The 22,314-nt window shown below is 65.7% G+C and carries 16 protein-coding genes; 3 read left to right on the top strand and 13 right to left on the bottom strand.

Going from position 1 to position 22,314, the window contains the following annotated elements:
- Positions 1 to 17 precede the first annotated feature (17 nt).
- Both QOU61_RS12535 and QOU61_RS12530 read right to left on the bottom strand, forming a co-directional pair.
- Complete coding sequence (locus QOU61_RS12535) at positions 18 to 1,022, bottom strand: TRAP transporter substrate-binding protein (RefSeq protein WP_502876922.1); 1,005 nt, start codon at positions 1,020 to 1,022, stop codon at positions 18 to 20.
- A gap of 193 nt (positions 1,023 to 1,215) precedes the next feature.
- Positions 1,216 to 2,922, bottom strand: coding sequence for an IlvD/Edd family dehydratase (locus QOU61_RS12530; RefSeq protein WP_289658771.1), 1,707 nt, complete (start codon positions 2,920 to 2,922; stop codon positions 1,216 to 1,218).
- Positions 2,923 to 3,114: 192 nt separating this feature from the next.
- On the opposite strand from QOU61_RS12530, the gene QOU61_RS12525 reads away from it, so the two are divergent.
- Positions 3,115 to 3,777, top strand: coding sequence for a GntR family transcriptional regulator (locus QOU61_RS12525; protein ID WP_502876952.1), 663 nt, complete (start codon positions 3,115 to 3,117; stop codon positions 3,775 to 3,777).
- Here the strand turns inward: QOU61_RS12525 and QOU61_RS12520 are convergent.
- Complete coding sequence (locus QOU61_RS12520; RefSeq protein WP_289658767.1) at positions 3,774 to 4,601, bottom strand: NAD-dependent epimerase/dehydratase family protein; 828 nt, start codon at positions 4,599 to 4,601, stop codon at positions 3,774 to 3,776. The genes QOU61_RS12525 and QOU61_RS12520 overlap by 4 nt on opposite strands.
- 90 nt (positions 4,602 to 4,691) lie before the next feature.
- Between QOU61_RS12520 and QOU61_RS12515 the strand changes: the two genes are divergently transcribed.
- Complete coding sequence (locus QOU61_RS12515) at positions 4,692 to 5,660, top strand: SMP-30/gluconolactonase/LRE family protein (protein ID WP_289658765.1); 969 nt, start codon at positions 4,692 to 4,694, stop codon at positions 5,658 to 5,660.
- A gap of 63 nt (positions 5,661 to 5,723) precedes the next feature.
- Here QOU61_RS12515 and QOU61_RS12510 read toward each other — a convergent pair whose 3' ends face one another.
- On the bottom strand, positions 5,724 to 7,154 hold the full coding sequence (locus QOU61_RS12510; protein ID WP_289658763.1) for an aldehyde dehydrogenase family protein: 1,431 nt from the start codon (positions 7,152 to 7,154) through the stop codon (positions 5,724 to 5,726).
- Between the two features lie 310 nt (positions 7,155 to 7,464).
- The gene (locus QOU61_RS12505) at positions 7,465 to 9,831 is read right to left on the bottom strand and encodes a thiamine pyrophosphate-binding protein (RefSeq protein ID WP_289658761.1); all 2,367 of its coding nucleotides are present in this window, start codon (positions 9,829 to 9,831) and stop codon (positions 7,465 to 7,467) included.
- Between the two features lie 138 nt (positions 9,832 to 9,969).
- On the opposite strand from QOU61_RS12505, the gene QOU61_RS12500 reads away from it, so the two are divergent.
- Positions 9,970 to 10,431, top strand: a complete 462-nt coding sequence (locus tag QOU61_RS12500) for an Lrp/AsnC family transcriptional regulator (protein ID WP_289658759.1) — start codon at positions 9,970 to 9,972, stop codon at positions 10,429 to 10,431.
- 755 nt (positions 10,432 to 11,186) lie between these two features.
- Here QOU61_RS12500 and QOU61_RS12495 read toward each other — a convergent pair.
- The 8 genes from QOU61_RS12495 to QOU61_RS12460 form a co-directional block, all read right to left on the bottom strand.
- Positions 11,187 to 11,588, bottom strand: coding sequence for an EF-hand domain-containing protein (locus QOU61_RS12495; protein WP_289658757.1), 402 nt, complete (start codon positions 11,586 to 11,588; stop codon positions 11,187 to 11,189).
- Positions 11,589 to 11,977: 389 nt separating this feature from the next.
- Complete coding sequence (locus QOU61_RS12490) at positions 11,978 to 12,685, bottom strand: class I SAM-dependent methyltransferase (RefSeq protein ID WP_289658755.1); 708 nt, start codon at positions 12,683 to 12,685, stop codon at positions 11,978 to 11,980.
- A 37-nt stretch (positions 12,686 to 12,722) separates the two neighbouring features.
- Complete coding sequence (locus QOU61_RS12485; RefSeq protein WP_289658753.1) at positions 12,723 to 14,897, bottom strand: autotransporter outer membrane beta-barrel domain-containing protein; 2,175 nt, start codon at positions 14,895 to 14,897, stop codon at positions 12,723 to 12,725.
- A 264-nt stretch (positions 14,898 to 15,161) separates the two neighbouring features.
- A complete protein-coding gene (locus QOU61_RS12480) occupies positions 15,162 to 16,106 on the bottom strand; it encodes a DMT family transporter (protein WP_289661476.1) in 945 nt (314 codons plus the stop codon).
- Positions 16,107 to 16,349: 243 nt separating this feature from the next.
- Complete coding sequence (locus tag QOU61_RS12475; protein ID WP_289658751.1) at positions 16,350 to 17,189, bottom strand: aldo/keto reductase; 840 nt, start codon at positions 17,187 to 17,189, stop codon at positions 16,350 to 16,352.
- A gap of 122 nt (positions 17,190 to 17,311) precedes the next feature.
- A complete protein-coding gene (locus QOU61_RS12470; protein WP_289658749.1) occupies positions 17,312 to 18,220 on the bottom strand; it encodes an SMP-30/gluconolactonase/LRE family protein in 909 nt (302 codons plus the stop codon).
- A 155-nt stretch (positions 18,221 to 18,375) separates the two neighbouring features.
- Positions 18,376 to 21,087, bottom strand: a complete 2,712-nt coding sequence (locus QOU61_RS12465; protein WP_289658747.1) for a nitrate reductase — start codon at positions 21,085 to 21,087, stop codon at positions 18,376 to 18,378.
- Between the two features lie 4 nt (positions 21,088 to 21,091).
- Positions 21,092 to 22,306 carry an NAD(P)/FAD-dependent oxidoreductase gene (locus QOU61_RS12460; RefSeq protein ID WP_502876921.1) on the bottom strand — a complete coding sequence of 405 codons (1,215 nt, stop codon included), beginning with the start codon at positions 22,304 to 22,306 and terminating at the stop codon, positions 21,092 to 21,094.
- Between the last annotated feature and the right edge of the window lie 8 nt (positions 22,307 to 22,314).

Below are 22,314 nucleotides of genomic sequence, written 5' to 3'. Positions count from 1 at the left end.
AGGGCAAAGCGAGGGCGTCAGTTGATCGCGCGGATCAGGTTCTTGATCTTCTCCGCATGCGGGCCGAGGTCCTTGGCGAGCTTGTCGAGGTAGGGGTCGGCGATCTTCTGGAAGCCCGCCTTGTCGACATCCTTGACGATCTTGACGCCGATCTTCTCCAGCCTGGCGGCGGCGGTCCTCTCCAACTCGAACGCCCGCTTCGGCTCCTGCTCGCTGACCTCGCGTGCGGCCATCGTCACCCACTGCTTCTGCTCGGCGCTGAGACTCTGCCACAGCTTGTCGCTGATCCACACGATGGCGTTGTTGGCCTCGTGCTCGGTCAGCGACAGGACCGGCGCGACCTCGTAATGCTTGTTGATCAGGTAGACATTGACCGCGTTCTCGCCGAAATCCACGACGCCGGTCTGCAGCGAGGTGTAGACGCTCCCGAACGGCATGTGCACGGTCTGCGCGCCATAGGCGGCGAACATGGTGTCCTCGGTCGCGGTCGCCTGGACGCGCACCTTGTAGCCCTTGAGGTCGTCGACCTTGTGCACCTCCTTCTTGCCGTACATGTGCCGAAAACCCTGCGTGCCCAGCGCGATCGCGTGAATGCCCTGCACGGTGTCGTCGATCATCTCGCGCACCGCCTCGAACACCTTGGGATCGCCGAGCGCCTTGATGTCGTGCTGCTCGGAGCGGAACAGGAAATGCAGTGACATCACGCCGGCCTGCGGCGAGATCGTCGAGGTGTTGGCGGAGGAGACGATCGCGAAATCGATGTCGCCGGAGCGCACGAGCTGGAGGATCTGCGGCTCCTGACCGAGCTGGGCGCCCGGATACTGGTCGACCAGCATGGTGCCCTTGCTCAACTCCTTCAGCTTCGCCGAGAAGATGTCGTAGGCGATGCTGTAGCCGGAGTTGAGCTGCTGGTCGTGCGCGAAGCGATAGTGCTTCACCTCCTGCGCGCACGCGCCGCCGGCAAGCAGGATGCCGATTGCCGTGATGGCCGCGCCGACGAATTTCGCTGGATTTTTCGTCACGCAATCCCCCCGTTTTGATTTTGCCGGGATCATCCCATCAAGCCAGAAGGATTGTCAATAATTCATCCGGACAAGTGGGCGAGATCAGCACTTCAGCGAAGCCTTCCTGACAGATTGTTGACAATCACACGCGATGGCGCGCCGTGAGCGCCGACGCAGATCCCTTGGCGTCACAGGCCGAGCGAAGCGGTCGCTAGCCCTTGCCCTGCTCGCGGAGAAAATCGAAGTCGCAGCCTTCGTCGGCCTGCAGGATCGACTCGTTGAAGAGTTGCGCGTAGCCGCGCCGCGCCCAGTCAGGCGTCGCCGCAGGTTTCAGCGCCGCGCGGCGCTTCTCCAGTTCGCTCGCCTCGACCAAAAGCTCGATGCTGCGCTTCGCCACATCGAGGCGGATCATGTCGCCGGTCTTGACCAGCGCGAGCGGCCCGCCGACCGCGGCTTCCGGCGTGATATGCAGCACGATGGTGCCGAAGGCCGTACCGCTCATCCGCGCGTCTGAAATGCGCACCATGTCCTTCACCCCGGCGCGCGCGAGCTTCTTCGGGATCGGCAGATAGCCCGCTTCCGGCATCCCCGGCGCACCCTTGGGTCCCGCATTGCGCAGCACCAGCACGTCATCGGCAGTGACGTCGAGATCGGGGTCATCGACCCGCAGCGTCATGTCCTCGACGGATTCGAACACCACGGCGCGCCCGGTGTGCTGCAGCAGCCTCTCGCTCGCCGCCGACTGCTTGATGACCGCGCCGCGCGGCGCCAGATTGCCGTGCAGGATGGCAAGCGCCCCTTCCGGCTTGATCGGATGGTTGCGCGGGCGGATCGCATCCTGCCCCGGCACCTCCTCAGCAGCCGCGACGACCTCGCGCAGCGTCTGGCCGGTGATGGTTTTCGCGTCGAGGTCGATGAGGTTGCCGAGCTGCGCCATCAGCTTCGGCACGCCGCCCGCATGATGGAAATGCTCCATGTAATGATCGCCCGATGGCTTGAGGTCGACCAGCACAGGCACCTCGCGGCCCAGCCTGTCGAAGGCTTCGAGGTCGATGCGAAGGCTGGTGCGGTTGGCGATCGCGGTCAGGTGGATCAGGCCGTTGGTCGAGCCGCCGATCGCCTGCAGCACGACCTGCGCGTTGCGGAACGAAGCCTGGTTGAGGATCTCGCTCGGCCGCGGCCCCCTCGCCTTCGCCATGCCGGCCGCGACCCGGCCGCTCGCCTCCGCCGAGCGGAAACGCTCGGCATGCGGCGCCGGAATCGTTGCGCTCATCGGCAGCGACAGGCCGAGCGCCTCGGTGATGCAGGCCATGGTCGACGCCGTGCCCATCACCATGCAGGTACCGACCGACGGCGCAAGGCGGCCGTTGACGGCCTCGATCTCGGCATCATCGATCTCGCCGGCGCGATATTTCGCCCATAGCCTGCGGCAATCGGTACAGGCGCCGAGCACCTCGCCCTTGTGATGGCCGACCACCATGGGCCCGACGGGAATGACGACTGTCGGCAGGTCGGCGGAGATCGCGGCCATGATCTGCGCCGGCAGCGTCTTGTCGCAGCCGCCGATCACGACCACCGCGTCCATCGGCTGGGCGCGGATCATCTCCTCGGTATCCATCGCCATCAGGTTGCGCAGATACATCGAGGTCGGATAGGCAAAGCTCTCGGCGATCGAGATGGTCGGAAACACGAAGGGCATCGCACCCGACAGCATCACGCCGCGCTTCACCGCCTCGATGATGTCAGGGACGTTGCCGTGGCAAGGGTTGTAGTCGCTATAGGTGTTGGTGATGCCGACGATCGGGCGATCGAGCGCATCGTTGGAATAGCCCATCGCCTTGATAAAGGCCTTGCGCAGGAACAGCGAAAAGCCGGCATCGCCATAACTCGTCAGTCCCTTGCGAAGCCCGTCTGCCATCGTCGTGTGTCCTGTCGCTATCGAGCTCCACTTAAGGAGCACGTTGAATTATTGTCAATATTGGTGATCTAAGCCGGAATCCGGCTTTGATGCGATCAAAAACCTCGTGATTATTGACAATAACGCGTGCGCATGATGACGTCGCGCCATGATCCCGAGCGAGCAACCATGAAGCCGCAGGCCGTCGCCGAAATGGCCGCACTGAGCCGCGAGGAAGAGCAGGCCGAGGTCATCCGCCGGCTCGAAGAGGACATCATCTTCGGCCGCTTCGCGCCGGGGTCGCGCCTCGTCGAGGACACGCTGATGGGCCGCTATGACGCGAGCCGTCACTTTGTCCGCCAGGCGCTGTTCCAGCTCGAACGCCAGGGCATCGTGCTGCGCGAGAAGAATGTCGGCGCCACCGTGCGGTTCTATTCGGCCGACGAGGTCCGCCAGATCTACGAGGTGCGGGAGATGCTGACGCGACAGGCGGCGCTGATGATCGCGCTGCCGGCGCCGGCCGAGCTGATCGAGGAGCTGAGCGAACTGCAGCGGCGTTATTGCGCCAAAGCCGATGCGCGCGACCTGCGCGGCATCCATGAGGCCAACGACGCCTTCCACCTCGCGCTGTTTGCGGCCTGCGGCAATCCCTACCTTGTGCAATCGCTGCGCGACTACATGAACCTGACGCTGCCGATGCGCGCCAAGAACCTTGCCGACCAGGAAGGCCTCGCGCTGTCGCGCCGCCAGCACGAGCTGATGATCGAGCTGCTCAGGGGACGCGATCGCTGGGCCTTCGCCCAGCTCTGCGTCGACCACATGCAGTTCAGCAAGTCGGACTACCTCGCCCGCATCGCGGGCGAAGGAATGCGCTAGCTTCGCTTGTTCCAGTCGATGATCCGGCTCTTGTCGCCGGAAAACTCCATGCTGCAGAACGTACCGCCCTGGTAGAAGTCGCCGACCGGATCGGGCTTGAGCTTCTTCTGCTCGGCAAAGGCATGCTCGCGAAAATCCTCGGCGCGGCCGGTCGGACGATAGCCGAGATCATAGGCGCGGTGGTTGTCCCACCACGACCGCTCGTTATGGGAGGCGCCGTAGAAGATCTCGAAATGGATGTCGGGATGCTCAAGCCCGATGCGGCAGAGCTGCACGAGGTCCTCCGGCTTCAGCCAGATCGACAGTCTTCGGTGGTCAAGCGGCTTGTCGCCGAAATTGCCGATCCGGATGCAGGTCACCTTGATGCCGTGCTTGTCGGCATAGAGCGCGCCGGTCGCCTCGCCAAAAGCCTTGCTGACGCCGTAGCGGCTGTCGGGCCGCGTGGTGACGTCGGTGCCGATCCGGTGATCCCGCGGATAGAAGCCGACCGCATGGTTCGAGGAGGCGAACACCACGCGCTTGACGCCCTTCCTGCGCGCCGCCTCGAACAGATTGTAGCAGCCGATGATGTTCGACTGCAGGATTTCGTCCCAGGGTCCCTCGACCGAATAGCCGCCGAAGTGCAGGATGCCGTCGATGCCCTCGCAGATCGCCTCCACCTGGGCGAGGTCGGCGAGATCGGCCGCCTTGAATTTTTCGCTCTGGGCAAGGTCGGCCGGCTTCCTGATGTCGCTGAGCACGAGATCCGGATAGAGCGCCGGCAGCAATTTGCGCAAGGACGTGCCGATTCCTCCCGACGCGCCGGTCATCAATATGCGTGGCATTTTCGTTTCCTCGTTTCTTGGTCGTTTGCGGTCATCGGCTGGCAATGATAGCAGACTATGGCCGAGGAAACGCAACAACGAGAACAGCAAATGTCAGATGCATCTTCTCACGCCCAGGGTTGGCGGCCTGCGACTTGCTATCCCGATCCGGCGATCCACGCGCTTGAGCCCCGCTTCGAGAAATACTGGCTGAAGCTTTCCGCGGTGGAGCGCCTCGCCACGGGTTTGCGCTGGGCCGAGGGCCCGGTGTGGGTCGGTGACGGGCGCTATCTCTTGTGCAGCGACATCCCCAACCAGCGCATCATCAAGTGGGAGGAAGAAACCGGCGCGGTCTCGATCTTCCGAAAACCCTCGAACTTCGCCAACGGCAATACCCGCGATCGTCAGGGCCGGCTCGTCACCTGCGAGCACGGCGGACGGCGCGTGGTGCGCACCGAATATGACGGCTCGATCACCGTCCTGATGGACTCCTTCAACGGCAAGCGGCTGAATTCGCCCAACGACGTCGTGGTGAAGTCCGACGGCTCGATCTGGTTCACCGATCCCGTGTTCGGCCTGCTCGGCAATTACGAAGGCTACAAGGCCGAGCCCGAGATCGACGCCAATGTCTACCGTATCGACGGCGAGACCGGCAAAGCCGCAATCGTCGCCGAGGGCGTGCTGGGTCCGAACGGGCTCTGCTTCTCGCCCGACGAGAAAATCCTCTACATCGTGGAATCCCGCGGGGCGCCGAACCGCAAGATCCTCGCCTATGACGTCGCCCCCGGCGGCGACAGGATCACCAACAAGCGCGTGTTGATCGACGCCGGCCCCGGCACCCCCGACGGCATGCGCTGCGACATCGACGGCAACCTCTGGTGCGGCTGGGGCATGGGCAGCGCCGAGCTCGACGGCGTCATGGTGTTCGCGCCCGACGGCGCCCCGATTGGCCGCATCGCGCTGCCCGAGCGCTGCGCCAATGTCTGCTTCGGCGGATTGAAGCGCAACCGCCTGTTCATGGCGGCGAGCCAGTCGATCTACGCGCTCTATGTGAATACGCAGGGCGCGTTCGGAGGATAGTTCCGCAAGGTGGGCACGGCCGCCGAGGCGCCCCCGCCCACCCTACGCAATGACGACGAACGCTCAAGCCGCGTTGAAGCCGGCGACCGCCTTCACCTCGAGATATTCCTCGAGGCCGTACTTGCCCCACTCGCGGCCGTTGCCCGACTGCTTGTAGCCGCCGAACGGCGCACTGCGTTCGTTCGGCACGCCCTGCAGGTTGACGTTGCCGGCGCGGATCTGCCGCGCCACCTTGCGGGCGCGGTCGACGGTGCCAGCCGAGACGTAACCGGCAAGCCCATAGGGCGTGTCATTGGCGATCCTCACCGCATCAGCCTCGTCCTTGGCGCCGATGATGGTCAGCACGGGGCCGAAGATTTCCTCGCGCGCGATCGTCATCTCATTGGTGACATCGGCGAAGATGGTCGGCCGCACATAGTAGCCCTTGTTGACGCCCTCCGGCAGGCCGGGACCGCCGGCAACCAGGGTGGCGCCCTCGTCGATGCCCTTCTTGATCAGCGCCTGGATCTTGTCCCACTGCGTGCGGTTGACGACCGGACCGATCGTGGTGCCGTCGGCGCGGGGATCGCCGGCCTTGGTCTTCTCGGCGACGCCCTTGGCGATCGCGGCGACTTCCTTCATCTTCGACAGCGGCACGATCATGCGCGACGGCGCGTTGCAGGATTGGCCCGAGTTGTTGAACATGTGCATCACGCCGCCGGTCACCGCCTTGGTGAGATCGGCATCGTCGAGGATCACGTTCGGCGACTTGCCGCCGAGCTCCTGGCTGACGCGCTTCACGGTCGGGGCGGCGCGCTTCGCCACATCGATGCCGGCGCGGGTCGAGCCGGTGAACGAGATCATGTCGATGTCGGGGTGCTCGCTCATGGCGGCGCCGACTTCCGGGCCGAGGCCGTTGATCAGGTTGAACACGCCCTTCGGCACGCCGGCTTCATGCAGGATTTCGGCGAAGATCAGCGCGGAGGTCGGCGTGAATTCGGACGGCTTGAGGATCATGGTGCAGCCCGCGGCCAGTGCCGGCGCGACCTTGCAGGTGATCTGGTTCAAGGGCCAGTTCCACGGCGTGATCATGCCGATGACGCCGACCGGCTCGCGCACCACCACCGCGGTGCCCATTGCCTCCTCGAACTCGTACTTCTTGAGCACCTCGAGCGTGTTCATGAGATGGCCGAGCCCGGCGCCGGCCTGCAGCTTTTCCGCCATCGGCAGCGGCGCGCCCATCTCGTCGGAGACGGCGGCGCCGATCTCCTTCATGCGGCCCTTGTAGATCTCGATGACCTTGGAGAGCAGCGCGACGCGCTCCTCGCGGCTGGTCTGCGAATAGGTCGCGAAGGCGCGTTTTGCCGCGGCCACCGCCTTGTCGAGATCGGCCTTGGAGCCGAGCGCGATCTCGTACATCGCCTCTTCCGTCGCCGGATTGACCACCGGCGTGGACTTCTTGACGACCGGATCGACCCAGGCGCCGTCGATGTAGAACTGCATGCGATTGACCATCGGAAACCTCTTTAGAGCGGAGCGAATGGAAGGGGAACGCGTTCGGCAAGCATCCTTGCACGAAAGTCCCGACAATTGAACCCGCCATATGCGAGCGGCCGGCGATGCGGCACACGCTGGATATAGGATCGATGATGCGGCGCTGGCAAGGTGATCCCTTCTCCTTACCCTCCCCTGGAGGGGGAGGGTCGGCACGCATGAGCGAAGCGAAATGCGTGACGGGGTGGGGTGTGCAGTGGACGACACGATCACCCCACCCCGCCGCTCATTTCATTCGCGGCGACCCTCCCCCTCTAGGGGAGGGTGAAGATCACACCGCCATCTTGCGATGCCGCACCGGCGCGCCCGAGGTGACGCCTTCCGCCGCGTCGATGATGGAATTGGCGTCCAGTCCATAATGGCGATAGAGCTCGTCGATCGTGCCGGTCTGGCCGAAGTGCTCGACGCCGAGCGCCTCGACGCGGTGGCCGCGCACGCTGCCGAGCCAGCCGAGCGCCGCGGGATGGCCGTCGAGCACGGTGACGATGCCGCAGTCGCGCGGCAGTTCCGCCAGCATCTTTTCGATATGGCTCAAATATTGAACCCCGCGGCGGTCGCGCCGCAAGCTTCGCGCCGCGGTCCAGCCGGCATGCAGCCGATCGGCGGAGGTAACCGCGAGCAGGCCGACGTCGCGATGGCTCTCGCCGATCAGCCCGGCGGCCTCGATCGCCTCGGGCGCCACCGCGCCGGTATAGGCGATCACGAGATCGCAATTCGCGCCCGGCCTGCGCAGCCAGTAGGCGCCCTCGGTGATGTCGCGCTGCAGATCGGGCGTGATCATCCGCTGCGGCTGCTCGATGGTTCGGGTCGACAGCCGCAGATAGATCGAGCCGCCCTCCGCCCCTTCGCCCTGCATGTGACGGAAGCCGAACGCCATGATGACGGCAAGCTCGTCGACGAAGGCCGGCTCGAACGACGACAACCCGTCCTGCGCCATGCCGATCAGGGGCGTCGCGATCGACTGGTGCGCGCCGCCCTCGGGCGCGAGCGTGATTCCTGACGGCGTCGCCGCCACCATGAAGCGCGCATCCTGGTAGCAGGCATAGTTCAGCGCATCGAGGCCGCGCTCGATGAAGGGGTCATAGAGCGTACCGACCGGCAGCAGCCGCTCGCCGTTGATCTGGTGCGACAGCCCGAGCGCGGAGAGCAGGATGAACAGGTTCATCTCGGCGATGCCAAGCTCCATGTGCTGGCCCTTGGGCGAGAACTCCCAGGTGTAGGCCGACGGGATCTTTTCCTGCCGGAACAGGTCGTGGTTCTCCGCCTTCGCGAACAGGCCGCGGCGATTGACCCAGGCGCCGAGATTGGTCGACACGGTGACGTCGGGCGACGCCGTGACGATGCGCGCAGCAAGCTCGCTGTCACCGCGCGCGATCTCGTTGAGCACGAGCCCAAAGCCCTGCTGCGTCGACATCTGGGCAGCAGGCTTGTAGGTCAGTTGCGCCGGCACGTCGATGACAGGCGCATCCAGCCTTCGGCGTTCGACGCGGCTGAACGGCACGTTCGCAAGGAACGCTTCAAGCTCGGCCGGGTCGCGGTCGAGGCCCTCGAACTTGTCCCACTCGTGACCCTCGCGGATGTTCTGCGCCTGCCGGTACTTCTCCATCTGCGCGACCGTCATCAGGCCAGCATGGTTGTCCTTGTGGCCCTGGAACGGCAGGCCGACGCCCTTGATGGTGTAGGCGATGAAGCAGACCGGGCGGTCGTGATCGATCGACTCGAAGGCCTCCAGCATGCTCGCCATGTCATGGCCGCCGAGATTGGACATCAGCGCGAGCAGCTCCTCGTCGCTGCGGCGGTCGATCAGTTGCGACACCTCGCCCTGGTCGCCGATGTCGTCCTGCAAATGCTTGCGGAAGGCGGCACCGCCCTGGAAGCAGAGCGCGGCGTACATCTGGTTCGGGCAGTTGTCGATCCACTGCTTGAGCCTGTCGCCGCCGGGCTCGGCAAAGGCCTGCCGCATCAGCGAGCCGTATTTCACGATCACGACGTCCCAGCCGAAATTGCGGAACATGGATTCGAACTTGGCCCACAGTCCCTCGCGCACCACGGCGTCCAGGCTCTGGCGGTTGTAGTCGACCACCCACCAGGCGTTGCGCAGGCCGTGCTTCCAGCCCTCGAGCAGCGCCTCGAAGATGTTGCCCTCGTCCATCTCGGCATCGCCGACCAGGGCGATCATGCGGCCCTCGGGCCGCTCCTTCATCCAGCCATGCGCCTTGACGTAATCCTGCACGAGCGAGGCAAACAGCGTCTGCGCGACGCCCAGGCCCACCGAGCCGGTCGAGAAGTCGACATCGTCGGTGTCCTTGGTGCGCGAGGGATAGGACTGCGCGCCCTTGTAGCCGCGGAAGTTTTCCAGCTTCTCGCGGCTCTGCCGCCCGAACAGATACTGGATGGCGTGAAACACCGGGCTCGCATGCGGCTTGACCGCGACGCGGTCCTCGGGGCGCAGCACGTGGAAATAAAGCGCCGACATGATGGTGGCGAGCGAGGCCGATGAGGCCTGATGGCCGCCGACCTTCAAGCCATCGGTGTTGGCGCGGATGTGGTTGGCGTGGTGGATGGTCCAGGACGACAGCCACAGCACCTTGCGCGACAGCGCCGACAGCAGGGCAAGACGGGTCGGGTCGGTGGTCATGGCGAGGCTCCGGAGCGCGTGCTTGAAAACCGGATGTTAACGCCGCGGCGGGGCGCAAAATTCTCAAATTTTCGCGCCATACCCGCCATACTTGGTATATCATCCCAATCCACCGTCAATAGAAGCGATTTTATCCCAATGACAGACCTCGACGCCATCGACCGCAAGATCCTCGGGCATTTGCAGGCCGACGGCCGCATCACCATGGCCGAGCTCGCCGACAAGGTCGGGCTGTCAGTGTCGCCCTGCCATCGCCGCGTCAAACTGCTGGAAGAGCGCGGCGTCATCACCCGCTACATCGCGACCGTCGACCAGAAATCGCTCGGCCTGCATGTCAGCGTGTTCATCTCGATCAAGCTCGCGCGGCAGAAGGAAGAGGATCTCGATCGCTTTGCAAAGGCGATCTCGAAATGGGACGAGGTGCTGGAGTGCTACCTGATGACGGGAAACCGCGACTATCTCTTGCGCGTGGTCGCCGCCGACCTCTCCTCCTATGAAGCGTTCCTGAAGAACAAGCTGACGCGGCTCGATGGCATCGCCTCGATCGAGAGTAGCTTTGCACTGAGCCAGGTGAAGTATTCCATCGCGCTGCCGGTGTAGCTTCTCCCTCTCCCCGCTTGCGGGGAGAGGGTCGGGGTGAGGGGGAATCTCGAACAGCGCGAAAGCTCGAGAGTCCCCCTCACCCGGCGCTACGCGCCGACCTCTCCCCGCAAGCGGGGCGAGGTGATCCGGATTCGCTGAACGATTTTCCGATCCAATGATCAAAGGCACACGCCCGCGTTCCCGCGACAGCATTTGCCCGAGGTCTTGCAATATCGTGTCCCTCGGCAAACAGAGGGCGCAGGGAAAGCCGGGTGCATGGTCGCACCCGCAGCCTCGCGTGCAAATGAAGAAAGCACACGAGTTAGTCACCACAGGTACGCCGCAACATCCCGGCCTTCCCTGCGCGATTGGTTTTAACGGTTTCCTTCGTGCTCTCCCCGGTGACCGGGCTTTCTTGCCACCGTCATCAGCGAGAAGCGTGCCTCTCGCGAACTTGATGCCAGCGTCGGGGCATCAGGACCACACGACTTCGCCGTCCGCGTCAGCATCACTCGTCAGTTGATGCCAAGGCGTCCATCGCATCCCGCGCCGAACGTCCGTGACGATCGCGATACGCCCCTCTTGATCAGGCGCGGAACGGGGCGATTGAAGCCACTGATTTGCCCGACGGCTCAAGCGATTTATTTTTCGCGTAAGGACTGGACCACCCAAATCACGTTGAACCCTCGCGTGAATTTGGCTTTTTCGCGCAGGCGATTTCAGGGGTCGCCACGGTGCTCTGCCTACTCGTCAGACTGCCGCACGGAAACCGATCACCTGGTCCCGTGGATGAACGCTTGCATCTCCTCCAGCGTAAGCTTGCCGTCCTTATTGGTGTCCATTGCCCTGAAAATTCGTTCGTGAGCTGCCTGAAACTCCTGCAGTGAGATGGTCCCGTCGCCGTCCGCGTCCATCAGAGCGAACATCATACGCATCATAAAAGGTGGTCCCATCACGCCTCCACCGATCATGCCGCGCCCCATCATATGTCCCATCATGCCACCGCCCATCATGCTTCCGTGCCCCATCGGGCCCGCGCCTTCCTGGCCCATGGGATGCGATTGCATCTGTTGCTGATCTGGTTGGGACGCCGTTTGGTTCTGTGCAAAGGCACCGACAGTGCCGTACGCCAGAATAAGAGCAGATGTCGTGAGTCCCAAGATACGGCTGGACATTGAAAAACCTCCTGAGAACCGTCACCATCGTCCGATAAATCCCGCCCCGAGCGATATTGATCCTATCACTTTTCGCGAGGCAGCCGCTAAGCTAATCGACTATTGAGATGGCTAGGCTTCGGCCAGGCCGGGCCACCAAGCGGGTGCAGGACTGCTGTCGGTCAAAAACGCCGGTGGGATCACATGACACAAGTCCGCTCTACCCCTAATCAAGAACCTCATCGGCGCGGGCAATGAGCGCAGGCGGAATTGTCAGCCCCATCTGCTCGGCCGTTTTCAGGTTGATGATCAACTCAAATTCAGTCGCGAGCTGCACCGGCAGGTCACCACCGGTTATCCCAATTGAAGCGGTAGACCAGCGCGGTGCTGACGGTCTGGCCGCGCCGAACCTATCCGATCGCGTCAAGCCGCCACACGCCGAGGCTCTTGTCGCCCCAGCCGCCCTCGCCTTCGGCGCAGTTCTCGTTGATCAGCTCGAGCGGCGCTCCCCAGCCAAACGGGGCGCGCTCGAAATTCAGCGCGCGCCAGTCGCCGTCCTCGCAATCGCAGTTGTCCCGCCACTCCGGAAACGTCGTCGTGATCAGCCAGACGGCACCCGAGCGGCGGAAGTTCTCGACCGCACGGCCGATATTGGCGAAGGCAAGATGAACCAGGCAGTCGCGGCAGAGGATCGCATCGCAGCGCGGCAGCGGATCGCTGGTGATGTCAGCGAGACGGTAATCACCCGCGATCTCGCCGGCCCTCACACGGGCCTGAAGGCGCGCGATGATCTCGGGCACGATGTCGACGCCGGCCAAGCGCACGCCGAGACCGGCCGCACTGATCCAGCCGGCATCGCCGCAGGGCGCGTCGAGCAGCGAGACGACGCCAAGCCTGCGCAACAGATGCGGCAATTGCTGGCGCAGCGCTGCCGTCGCATCCAGCTCCGAGCCCAGACCGGAGACCGATGCCGGCGCACCCCACAAATTGGTGTCATGGATGCGCTGGAAGCGCTGGCGCAGATCCAGACCTGCAAAGGATTGCCGGTCCGCGACAAAGCGCTGATGGGCAAGGACGGCTGGACGGTCGGAATCATCGCGCGCCATGCCGACGACCATACCCGTCCTTTCGCCGGTGAGGAAATCCGCGGCCGCCCTACCACGTGTAGCGCACGGTGCCCTTGCCGGCATAGAACTGGCTGATCGAGGAGAATTCGCCCTCGAAGCCCGCGGCCGCCGACCAGCCGTTCAGCCATTTGATCTCGGCGGAAGCGGTCGTGAGCGCGGAATCGCGCGCCTGCGCGGCACCGCCCACGATGAAGGAGGCGACTGGCAGCGTCTGGAAGGCGGCGGCGACATTGCGGTCGGTGTTGAAGTCATGCGCCCAGGCGAGACGGCCGCGCAGTGTGAGGATGCCGTCCTGCATCGCGAAAGCGCGGTCGGTGCGAACGCCGAGTTCGCTGCGGGGATCGGTGACGTCCTTGCCGGCATAGGCCAGCGCGAAGGCGCCATTGCCGATCAGCGAGTGTTCAGCATAGGCCGGCAGGCTGAAGCTGGTGAACTGCGCGGCGGCATAGGGTGTCACGCCCAGCCACGGCGTTGCGAAGCGGTAGCCGCCCTCGACGCGGCCGGAGAAAGCGTTGGCGTTGAACTCGGCACGCAGATGATCCGGGCCGCCCACCGTGACGATGCGGTCGGTCGTCACGTCCTGGAAGCCGTAGGCCACCGAGGCCGCGACATAGGCCGCGCCGACGCCATGGCGCACGAAGGCGCCGGCCTGGAACAGGTCCGAACGCCCGGTGCCGGAGCCGGCGACGCTGAAACTGGTGCCGCCGCCCGACAGCGCGAAGCCCGCGATGGTCGCGGGCGAGATTCGGTAATCGGCGCCGCCGACGAAGCCGAAGGCGCGCACGCCGGCCGAGTTCGATCCGAGCGCGGCATTGCCGTCGATGGTGGCGCCGCCGCCGAACGCGGTGCCCCACAGGCTCCACCTGCCGTCCAGCAGATCGTTGCGCGCCGCATCCGCCTTGGTCGGAATTTTCGCAAACGCGTCCCGCGCCGCCTTCTTGCCTGCGGCATAGGAAAGCGCGCCCTCGCCTTCCGCTGCGTAAGGCTGCGCCGGCACCGGCGCCGCATTGCCGTCGCGGCCGCCGAGGAACGGATCGGTCAGGAGGTTGAGGAACATGTTCATGGCGGAGAACGTCGCCTGCTGCGTTCCCGTCGCAAGCTCTCCGGAGGCCTGCGTCAGGTTTTGCGGCACATTGCCGCTGAAGATCGCGCCGAGCGCGCCGGAATTGCCCGAATTGTTGAACGCGCTATCGAGCGCGGCGGCGACGTTGCGCTGGTTGACGTTGAGCCCAGCCAGCTGTCCGAGCGCTGATGTCAGCGTCAGATTGACGTCGGTTGCCGTATAGCCGAGCGACCCGTTGATGCCGGTGGGCGTGACCAAGGAAGAGAACGTGGTCGGGCCGGAGCCGAGATCGAAGCCGCCCTGGGCGGTCAGGATGGTATAGGGCGAGTTGAACCTGTAGGAATTGTTGAGCGAGGCGACCCGCACGGTCCCGTCAAGCCCGGCGGCTGCCGGCCCTCCGGAAAACGGAACGACCCGGGTGAGATCGCTGCCGCCAGACGTCACCTTCACGTTGTAGAAGGTGCAATCGCAGAACAGCAGCATGTCGTTGACCGTAAGCGTGCCCAGCGCATTCGGCAGCCCCGGCGCCAGCGTCGCGCCGCCGTTGAGAAAGCTCGCCGCCACCGTGCCGGTGCCGCCCAGCGTCGCCCCGTGATCGACCAGCACGACGGCAGAGGAGCCGATCGAGCCCGTCACCAGCAGCGTGCCCGCGTTGACGTTGGTGGCGCCGGCATAGCTGTTGATGCCGGAAAGCACCAGCGTGCCGCCGCCCTGCACGGTGACGTCGTCGCCGCCGACGATCCCGGCAGCGATCATCGCCGACGCAAGGCTGTTCGGAACGGCGGCGACGTCGAAGATCGTGCCTCCCGCGGCCGTGGTGAGGTTGCCGCCCTGGATGGTGTAGATCGAGTTGTCGCCCGTGGCGCGGAACCGGACCGTCTCCGTGAGCTGGACGCCGGCCGGATCGACCGTGACGGTGCCGCCGCGCGCCGGGGTCGAGGAGCCTGACGCGCCGAACGTCGTGGTCGCCCGCGCCGGATCATAGGCGCCGCTGACGCTTCCGGTGGCGTTGGTCCAGTTCGTGGTAGCGTTGTTCCAGACGCCGCCACCGCCATTGATCGCGCCGTTCGGCGCGGTCTGTGCACCGTTGAAATATTGCTGGGCGCGCGCAGGAGTGTTCGCGACGCCGCATGCGGCCAAGGCCGCCGCGAGCGCCGCCCCGGCTCGCCATCCCGTTTGTGCCAAACTTCCCAAGCCCCAGCCCTGCCGCGGTCCTCCCTTTTGGCAGGGAGATTCCGCGCGGGGAACATTCGCAAATCAGGGCGACGGAGTCACCAAGCCGGGCTGCTCGATGTGCGCAAAAGACGCACGAATGTTGCACTTCTGACAGGAGCCTGACCGAGATTCCCGGCGGTTGTGGCGGTCCGGCAACGAACCCTTCTCATTTGGGAAGGGGCGCCTCCCTCACGCGTTCGGCGTGGGCTCGGCCGCCGCAGCCAGCAATTGCGAGCGCCGCACCCGCTCGCGATGCGCGGTGTAGAGGCCGCTCGCGACGATGAAGCCGGCACCGGTCACGGTCCAGACGTCGGGCATCTCGCCGAACAGGAGGAAGCCGAGGATCGAGACCCAGAGCAGTTGCACGTAGGAGAACGGCGCCAGCACGGAGGCGTCCGCATAGCGGAAGGCGAGCACCACGATCCACTGCCCGGCGGTCGAGGCGACGCCGATGAAGATGCCGAGCAGGACCGCGTTCCAGCTCGGCGTGACCCACACCGCAGGCACCATCGCGGTGAGGATGAAGAGGCCCGCGATCGACGAATAGGTCATGGTGGTGATGGCGCGGTCCTTGCCGCTCATCATCCGCGTCATGATCAATGTCGCAGCCCAGGCCAGCGCCGACACCAGCGGGAAGAAGGCGGCGACATGGAAGGCGTTGGTGCCCGGCCGCAGGACGATCAGCACGCCGAGAAGTCCGACCGTGGTCGCGATCCAGCGCCGCAGGCCGACTTTCTCGCTGAGGAAGACGAGCGACAGCGCGGTGACGAACAGCGGCGATACGAAGGCGGTGGCGGAGCATTCCGCGATCGGGAGGAAGCGCAAGCCCGAGATGAACAGCAGGGAAGAGCTGAGCAGCGCCGTGCCGCGCATCAGCTGCAGCTTGAGGTTCTGGGTCGGCAGCGCATAGAGCGGCGAGGCCGGCAGCATTGCCGGCGTCATGATCAGCGCGAACACCAGAAAGCGGATCCAGGCGATCTCGATCGAGGGCAGGCTCGTGGAGAGATATTTCGCAGTGGCATCGGAGGAGCCGAGAAACACCGTCGAGATCAGGATCAGCGCGATGCCCTTGAACGGCCGGTCGGCGCGCGCAGGCGCGCGGCGCCGGGCGGGCTTCCTCTCAGGCAATGGCAGCGAAACGCTATCCAGCCTTGCGGCTGCTGCGGCGGGTGGCGGGGTCACAAATGTGGCTCGGACAATATTCGAATCAGGAGAGCTTGCAGAAAACGCCAAACAGCGCCGCTCCACAACCGCCGAAAACAGGATGCCGATATGCATTGACGACCGCGGCGGCCTGCCGCAACCGCGCCGCAGCACGGCCTGCAACATTTCGTAAGAAACAGTGTCCCGCCAAACGCACGCGGCGCGACAAAGCCCTCAAAGCATCGGCAGGCTGCGCGGCTTCGGCCCCCGCGGAAACGCCTTGTCGAGCGCGGCGATCTCGCCCGCCGTCAGCACGAGGTCGCCGGCCGCGGCGTTCTCGGCGGCATGCTCCGCATTCGACGCCTTCGGAATCGCGAACACCGAACGATCGCGCGTGAGGAAGGCGAGCGCCACCTGGCGCGGCGTCGCCTTGTGCGCGTCGGCGATCCTCGCGAGCACCTTGCCCTCTTCGCTGCGCGGCAGCGGGAAATCGTTATGGCCGAACGGCGAATAGGCGACGACCGCGACGCCATGACGCTCGCACCACGGGATCACCGCGTGCTCGATCGCGCGCTCCTTCAGGTGATAGAGCACCTGGTTGCAGGCGATCGCGCCCTCGCCCGCCACGCCAAGCAATTCGTCGAGATCGTCGGCGTCGAAATTGCTGACGCCCCAGGAGCGGATCTTGCCGGCGCCCTTGAGCGCCTCGAAGGCCGCCACCGTCTCCTCCAGCGGATAGGAGCCACGCCAGTGCAGCAGATAGCAGTCGAGATGATCGGTCTTCAGCCGCTTCAGCGAGCGCTCGCAGGCGGTGATGGTGCCGCGCCGCGAGGCGTTGCTAGGCAGCACCTTCGAGACCAGGAAGAGGTTTTCGCGCAGGCCCTCGATCGCTTCCGCGATCACGAGCTCGGCGTCGCCATACATCTCCGCGGTATCGATATGGGTCATGCCGAGCGCGATGCCGCGGCGAAGCGCCGCAACAGCCTCGCCGCGATGGCCGCGATCGATGTACCAGGTACCCTGCCCGATCACGGGCACCTCGGCGCCGCCACGGCCGAAACTCTGTTGTCGCATCGCTTACCTCGCGTTGTGCGCTTCAAATTTCCTGTAGGATGGGCAAAGGCGCGCACTTCGCGCCGTGCCCACCATCTGCGCTGTGCGCGTGAGGCGGTGGGCACGCTATCGCTTTGCCCACCCTACGACTTGTCCAGCCCGCTGATGTCCGCGACCAGAACCGAGCCGGTCGCCGACTCCGTGATGTAGAGATGGTCATGATTTTCGCCGCCGATCGCGACATTAGTCGTGGTCGCCCCCATACATGATTTGATGCGCGCGATACATTCGCCGTTCGGCGCAAACACGAAGACGTGTCCGAGAGAAGCGTGCGCAACGAACAGGTTGCCCGCATCGTCCATCGTCATGCCGTCCGGGCCGCTGGCGCCGAACAGCGCGCAGAAGCGGCCGACCTTCGAGACGCTGCCGTCCTTCATGAAAGGCAGGCGCCACACCGCGTTGTCGCGCGTCATCGCGACGAACAGCACGGTCTCGCTCGGATCGAGCACCAGCCCGTTCGGGCTGATGCCGGTATCGAGCAGGCAATCGAGCCTGCCGCCGGTCGTCAGCCGATAGACGCGGCCGGTGGGATCATGCAGGCCGGTCTGGCCCTGGTCGGTGAAATAGATGTCGCCATTTCCAGCGAGATGCAGGTCGTTGCAGCCGCGGAAGGATTCCGAGTTGCGTGAGGTGAGAAGCGGACGCATGGCCGACGCTCTCACGTCGAACTCCATGATGCCGTGCCGGTAATCGGCGACGAGCACGCGTCCGTCGGGGGCGATCTTCAGCCCGTTCGGCCAACCCTGATATTCGATCGCAAGCGACCACTCGCCGTCGGGCGCGATCCGGAAGATGCGTCCGAAGGGAATATCGACGACGTAGAGATGGCCGGCCGCGTCGAACGCCGGGCCTTCGATGAAGCTGTCGGTGGGTTGCCCCGGCCGGTTGGCGTCGGCCCATTCGGTGGCGACGCCCTTGCGACGGAATTTTTCCGGCATCGCGGAAAAGACTTTTGTACCGATCAGCTTCGGCGGCGTTTCCAGATAGTGCATTTTCTTGCGTCACCCGCGTCCCCGCGCGGGCGCACCATAGAGGACGAACGCCGGATCGTCGATTGTTCCGTCATTCCGGGATGGTGCGCCAGACCCGGATTCTCGAGATTCCGGGTTCGCGTCTTCGACGCGCCCCGGAATGACGGTGAAGGCTGCTAGCGAGCGGCAGCGGTCAAATGCCGCCGAGTGGAATCGATACGCACCTGCGCGATCAGCCGCTTCAGCTCCGGAATGCAGGAGCCGCAATTGGTGCCGGCCTTGAGCCGCGCGCCGATCGCCTCCGCAGTGACGGCGCCGGAGGCAATCGCCTCCGCGATCGCATGGCGGCCGACGCCGAAGCAGGCGCAGACGGCAGGTCCGGCGCTCGCGACGCCATCCGCCGCGCGGCCCGACAGCAGCATGCGGCGCTGCTCGCCATCAAGGCGCTCGCCGGCGAACAGGCTCTTGATCACGTTCCAGTCGCCGGCGTCGTGCGCAGGACCGACGAACAGGCAGGTCTCGATGCGGCCGTCGCGGAACGATGCCGCGCGAAAAACCCCGCCGCTGAGGTCGCGGTATTCGGCGACGTCATCGCCGGCCGACGCGCCGAACCACGACGACCAGCGGTCGAGGTCGGCGTTGTCGGCGAACAGATAGCCATGGCCGCCTTCGACCGCGGCGCGCGCCCACCAGACGTTGTCGGGCAGCGCGACCGGCCGGCGCGACAGCACGAAGCCGCGAAACACATATTCATACGGCGCGATCGACACCGGCGTCGCCTTGGCTTCGGGCTGGCCGGAGAACGGATCGGTGAAGGGCGCGACCAGCGCGCCCACACGCGCGGCTGATGCGTTCGCCGCGCTCCAGTGGATCGGCGCGAACAGCATGCCGCGCTGCTGGCTCGGATTGACCACCGCCTTGAGGACGCACTGGCCGTGGTCGGTCGCAACGCGCGCAAAGCTGTCGTCGACGATGCCGAAGCGCGCGGCGTCGTCGGGATGGATCTCGACAAAGGGCTCGGCGAGATGCGCCGCCAGCCGCGGGCTCAGGCCTGTCCGCGTCATGGTGTGCCACTGGTCGCGGATGCGCCCCGTGTTGAGCCGCAGCGGCCGGGCAGGACTGGTCTCGCTGCGCAGCGCCGGCACGTCAGGCGCGACGAAGCGCGCCTTGCGATCCCCGGTGAAGAAACCGCCATCGGCAAACAGCCGCGGCTCGCCCTCGCGCGCGCCCGATCGCACCGGCCACTGCACCGGCGCCATCGCGTCATAGGATTCCTCCGACAGCGCCTGCAGGCCGCCGATGTCGAAGTCGCGCGCGCCGTCATTCTCGAAGGCGGACAGCGCGGCGTGCTCGCGGAAGATCGCCGCGGCCGACTTGAAGTCGAAGGCCGCGCCGAAGCCAAGGCGCTTTGCCACTTCCGAGACGATCCACCAGTCCGGCCGCGCTTCGCCGGGCGCGGTGAGGAACGCGCGCTGGCGGGAAATCCGCCGCTCGGAATTGGTCACGGTGCCCGACTTCTCGCCCCAGGCGAGCGCCGGCAGCAGCACGTGCGCTCCCGCATCGACCGTGTCGTTGTGGCGGACGTTCTCCGAGACGATAAAAAGGTCGAGCTTCTTCAGGGCGTCGCGCACGAGATCGGCTTCCGGCAGCGACACCACCGGGTTGGTGCCCATCACCCACAGCGCCTTGATCTCGCCGCGAGCTATGCCATCGAACAGGGCCACCGCCTTCAGCCCCTCATGGGTCGCGATGCGCGGCGCCTTCCAGAACCGCCTGACACGATCGATGTCGGGCGGCGTGAAGCCCATATGCGCCGCAAGCTGGTTGGCGAGCCCGCCGACCTCGCGGCCGCCCATCGCGTTGGGCTGACCGGTCAGCGAGAACGGCGAGGCGCCAACCTTGCCGATCCGCCCGGTCGCGAGATGGCAGTTGAGGATGGCGTTGACCTTGTCGGTGCCCTGCGCCGACTGGTTGACGCCCTGCGAGAACAGCGTGACGACCTTCGGCGTGTCGCGGAACATCTGGAAGAAGGCTGCGACATCGGCTTCCGACAGTCCGGTTGCGAGCGCGGTGGCGGCCGCGCTGCCGGCAATCGCCCTGGCGCGCGCCAGCGTCTCGCCGAAGCCGGCCGTGTGCGCGGCAATATAGGCGTCATCGAGCGCGCCGTGATCGGCGAGATGCACGAGCAATCCCGCAAACAGCGCGGCATCGGTGCCGGGTCTGAGCGGCAGAAACAGGTCGGCCTCACCGGCGGTATCGGTGCGGCGCGGATCGATCACCACGAGGCGCGCGCCGCGCCGCTCGCGGTTGGCCAGCATGCGGCGATACAGCACCGGATGGCACCAGGCGGCGTTCGAGCCTACCAGCACCAGAAGATCGGCCGCGTCGAGGTCCTCATAGTTGCCGGGCACCGTGTCGGCGCCGAAGGCGCGGCGATGGCCGGCGACGGTGGAGGCCATGCAGAGCCTGGAATTGGTGTCGACATTGGCCGAGCCGATGAAACCCTTCATCAGCTTGTTGGCGACGTAATAATCCTCGGTCAAAAGCTGCCCGGAGAGATAGAAGGCGACCGCGCCGGCGCCGTCGCGCGCGATGATGTGCTTCAGGCGATGGGCGACATGGTCGAGCGCATCGCTCCAGGCGACGCGCTCCATCACGCCCTCCTTGCCGCAACGGATCATCGGATGCAGCAGGCGGCTCTCGAGCCCGAGCGTCTCGCCGAGCGCCGAGCCCTTCGAGCAGAGCCGCCCCAGATTGGCGGGATGATCGGGATCGCCCGCGATCGCAGCCCCGCCGCGCCCGTCGGACGCCGCGAGCACGCCGCAGCCGACGCCGCAATAGGGACAGGTCGTGCGCGTTGTTCGGAGAGCCGGGTCGATCGACGTCATGGCATCATGCCGCCTTTGCCAGCGCCAGCGCGCGGCCGAACATCATCTGGCTGCGGATCGCCGCGACCGGCTCGCGACTGCGGATCAAGCCGAGATACCAGAGCGCGTCGGTGGTATCGCCGACCAGCACGGCGCCCGCGAGCCTGCCGCTTGCGATGACGAGCTTCTTGTAGCTGCCCGACCGCGCGTCGCTCAGCACGATGCTTTCGCTGCCGCCCTCGCCGAGGAAGTCGCCGGCCGAGAACACGCTGACGCCGGACACCTTGAGATTGGTCGCGACCACGCTGCCCTGGTAGCGCGCCTCGCGGCCCGCAAGATGCCGCGCCAGCACCGCCGCCTGCTCATAGGCCGGCTCGACCAGGCCATAGGCGATGCCGCGATGCTCGGCGCATTCGCCGAGCGCGAACACACCTTCAGCGCTGGTTTCGAGATGATCGTCGACCACGATGCCGCGCTTGACCACAATGCCGGCCTCACGCGCCAACGCGACGCTCGGCTTGATCCCGGCGGCGAAGATCACGGCGTCTGCGTCGATCCGCCGGCCATCGGCGAGCTCGACACTCTCGACGCCGCCACCGCCGTGGATGCGGGCGGTGCTGGCGTCGAGCAGGATCTCGATGCCCTTGCGCTCGACCAGCGTCTTCAATAGCGCGGCCGCAGGCCGATCGAGCTGGCGCTCCATCAGCCGGTCCATCAGATGCACAAGCGTGACGGCCGCGCCGGCGCGCGCCAGCCCATAGGCTGCTTCCAGGCCGAGCAGGCCGCCGCCGATCACCACCACGCGCTTCTTCTTCGCCGCCAGCGCCAGCAGGAGATCGACGTCGCGGCTGTCGCGAAAAGTGTGGACGCCGGCGAGATCCGCGCCGGGCACGCCGAGCCGCAGCGGCTCCGAGCCCGTCGCCAGCACCAGCCTGGAGAAGGCGACGCTCTCCTCGCCCTCGATCTTGAGCTCGCGGCGGCCGAGATCGATTTCGTCGACCCTGCAATTGTATTTCAGGGTGACGCCGCGGTCGCGCCACCATCGGGCGGGCTTGAGCTCGATCTCGTGGGAGGCGGTCTCGCCCGCGAGCACCGAGGACAGCAGCACGCGGTTATAGGCAAGCCGCGGCTCGGCGCCGATCACCGCGATCGCGTAGCGCCCGAGCGCGGCGCGCGCGAGCTCGTCGACCAGGCGGGCCGCCGCCATGCCGTTGCCGACGATGACAAGCGATTCACTCACGCGTCCCC

Origin of the sequence: Bradyrhizobium sp. NP1 (assembly GCF_030378205.1) — a bacterium.
In the GTDB taxonomy this organism is placed as follows: Bacteria; Pseudomonadota; Alphaproteobacteria; order Rhizobiales; family Xanthobacteraceae; genus Bradyrhizobium.
Note: the sequence above shows the minus strand (reverse complement) of the source record. Positions and strands in the feature narration are given on the sequence as shown.

What these genes read in the sequence shown, in the direction of transcription:
- QOU61_RS12530 (WP_289658771.1), bottom strand. Translation starts at nt 2,922, where the DNA reads ATGGCAGACGGGCTTCGCAAGGGACTGACGAGTTATGGCGATGCCGGC.
- QOU61_RS12525 (WP_502876952.1), top strand. Translation starts at nt 3,115, where the DNA reads ATGGCCGCACTGAGCCGCGAGGAAGAGCAGGCCGAGGTCATCCGCCGG.
- QOU61_RS12520 (WP_289658767.1), bottom strand. Translation starts at nt 4,601, where the DNA reads ATGCCACGCATATTGATGACCGGCGCGTCGGGAGGAATCGGCACGTCC.
- QOU61_RS12515 (WP_289658765.1), top strand. Translation starts at nt 4,692, where the DNA reads ATGTCAGATGCATCTTCTCACGCCCAGGGTTGGCGGCCTGCGACTTGC.
- QOU61_RS12510 (WP_289658763.1), bottom strand. Translation starts at nt 7,154, where the DNA reads ATGGTCAATCGCATGCAGTTCTACATCGACGGCGCCTGGGTCGATCCG.
- QOU61_RS12505 (WP_289658761.1), bottom strand. Translation starts at nt 9,831, where the DNA reads ATGACCACCGACCCGACCCGTCTTGCCCTGCTGTCGGCGCTGTCGCGC.
- QOU61_RS12500 (WP_289658759.1), top strand. Translation starts at nt 9,970, where the DNA reads ATGACAGACCTCGACGCCATCGACCGCAAGATCCTCGGGCATTTGCAG.
- QOU61_RS12495 (WP_289658757.1), bottom strand. Translation starts at nt 11,588, where the DNA reads ATGTCCAGCCGTATCTTGGGACTCACGACATCTGCTCTTATTCTGGCG.
- QOU61_RS12490 (WP_289658755.1), bottom strand. Translation starts at nt 12,685, where the DNA reads ATGGTCGTCGGCATGGCGCGCGATGATTCCGACCGTCCAGCCGTCCTT.
- QOU61_RS12475 (WP_289658751.1), bottom strand. Translation starts at nt 17,189, where the DNA reads ATGCGACAACAGAGTTTCGGCCGTGGCGGCGCCGAGGTGCCCGTGATC.
- QOU61_RS12470 (WP_289658749.1), bottom strand. Translation starts at nt 18,220, where the DNA reads ATGCACTATCTGGAAACGCCGCCGAAGCTGATCGGTACAAAAGTCTTT.
- QOU61_RS12465 (WP_289658747.1), bottom strand. Translation starts at nt 21,087, where the DNA reads ATGACGTCGATCGACCCGGCTCTCCGAACAACGCGCACGACCTGTCCC.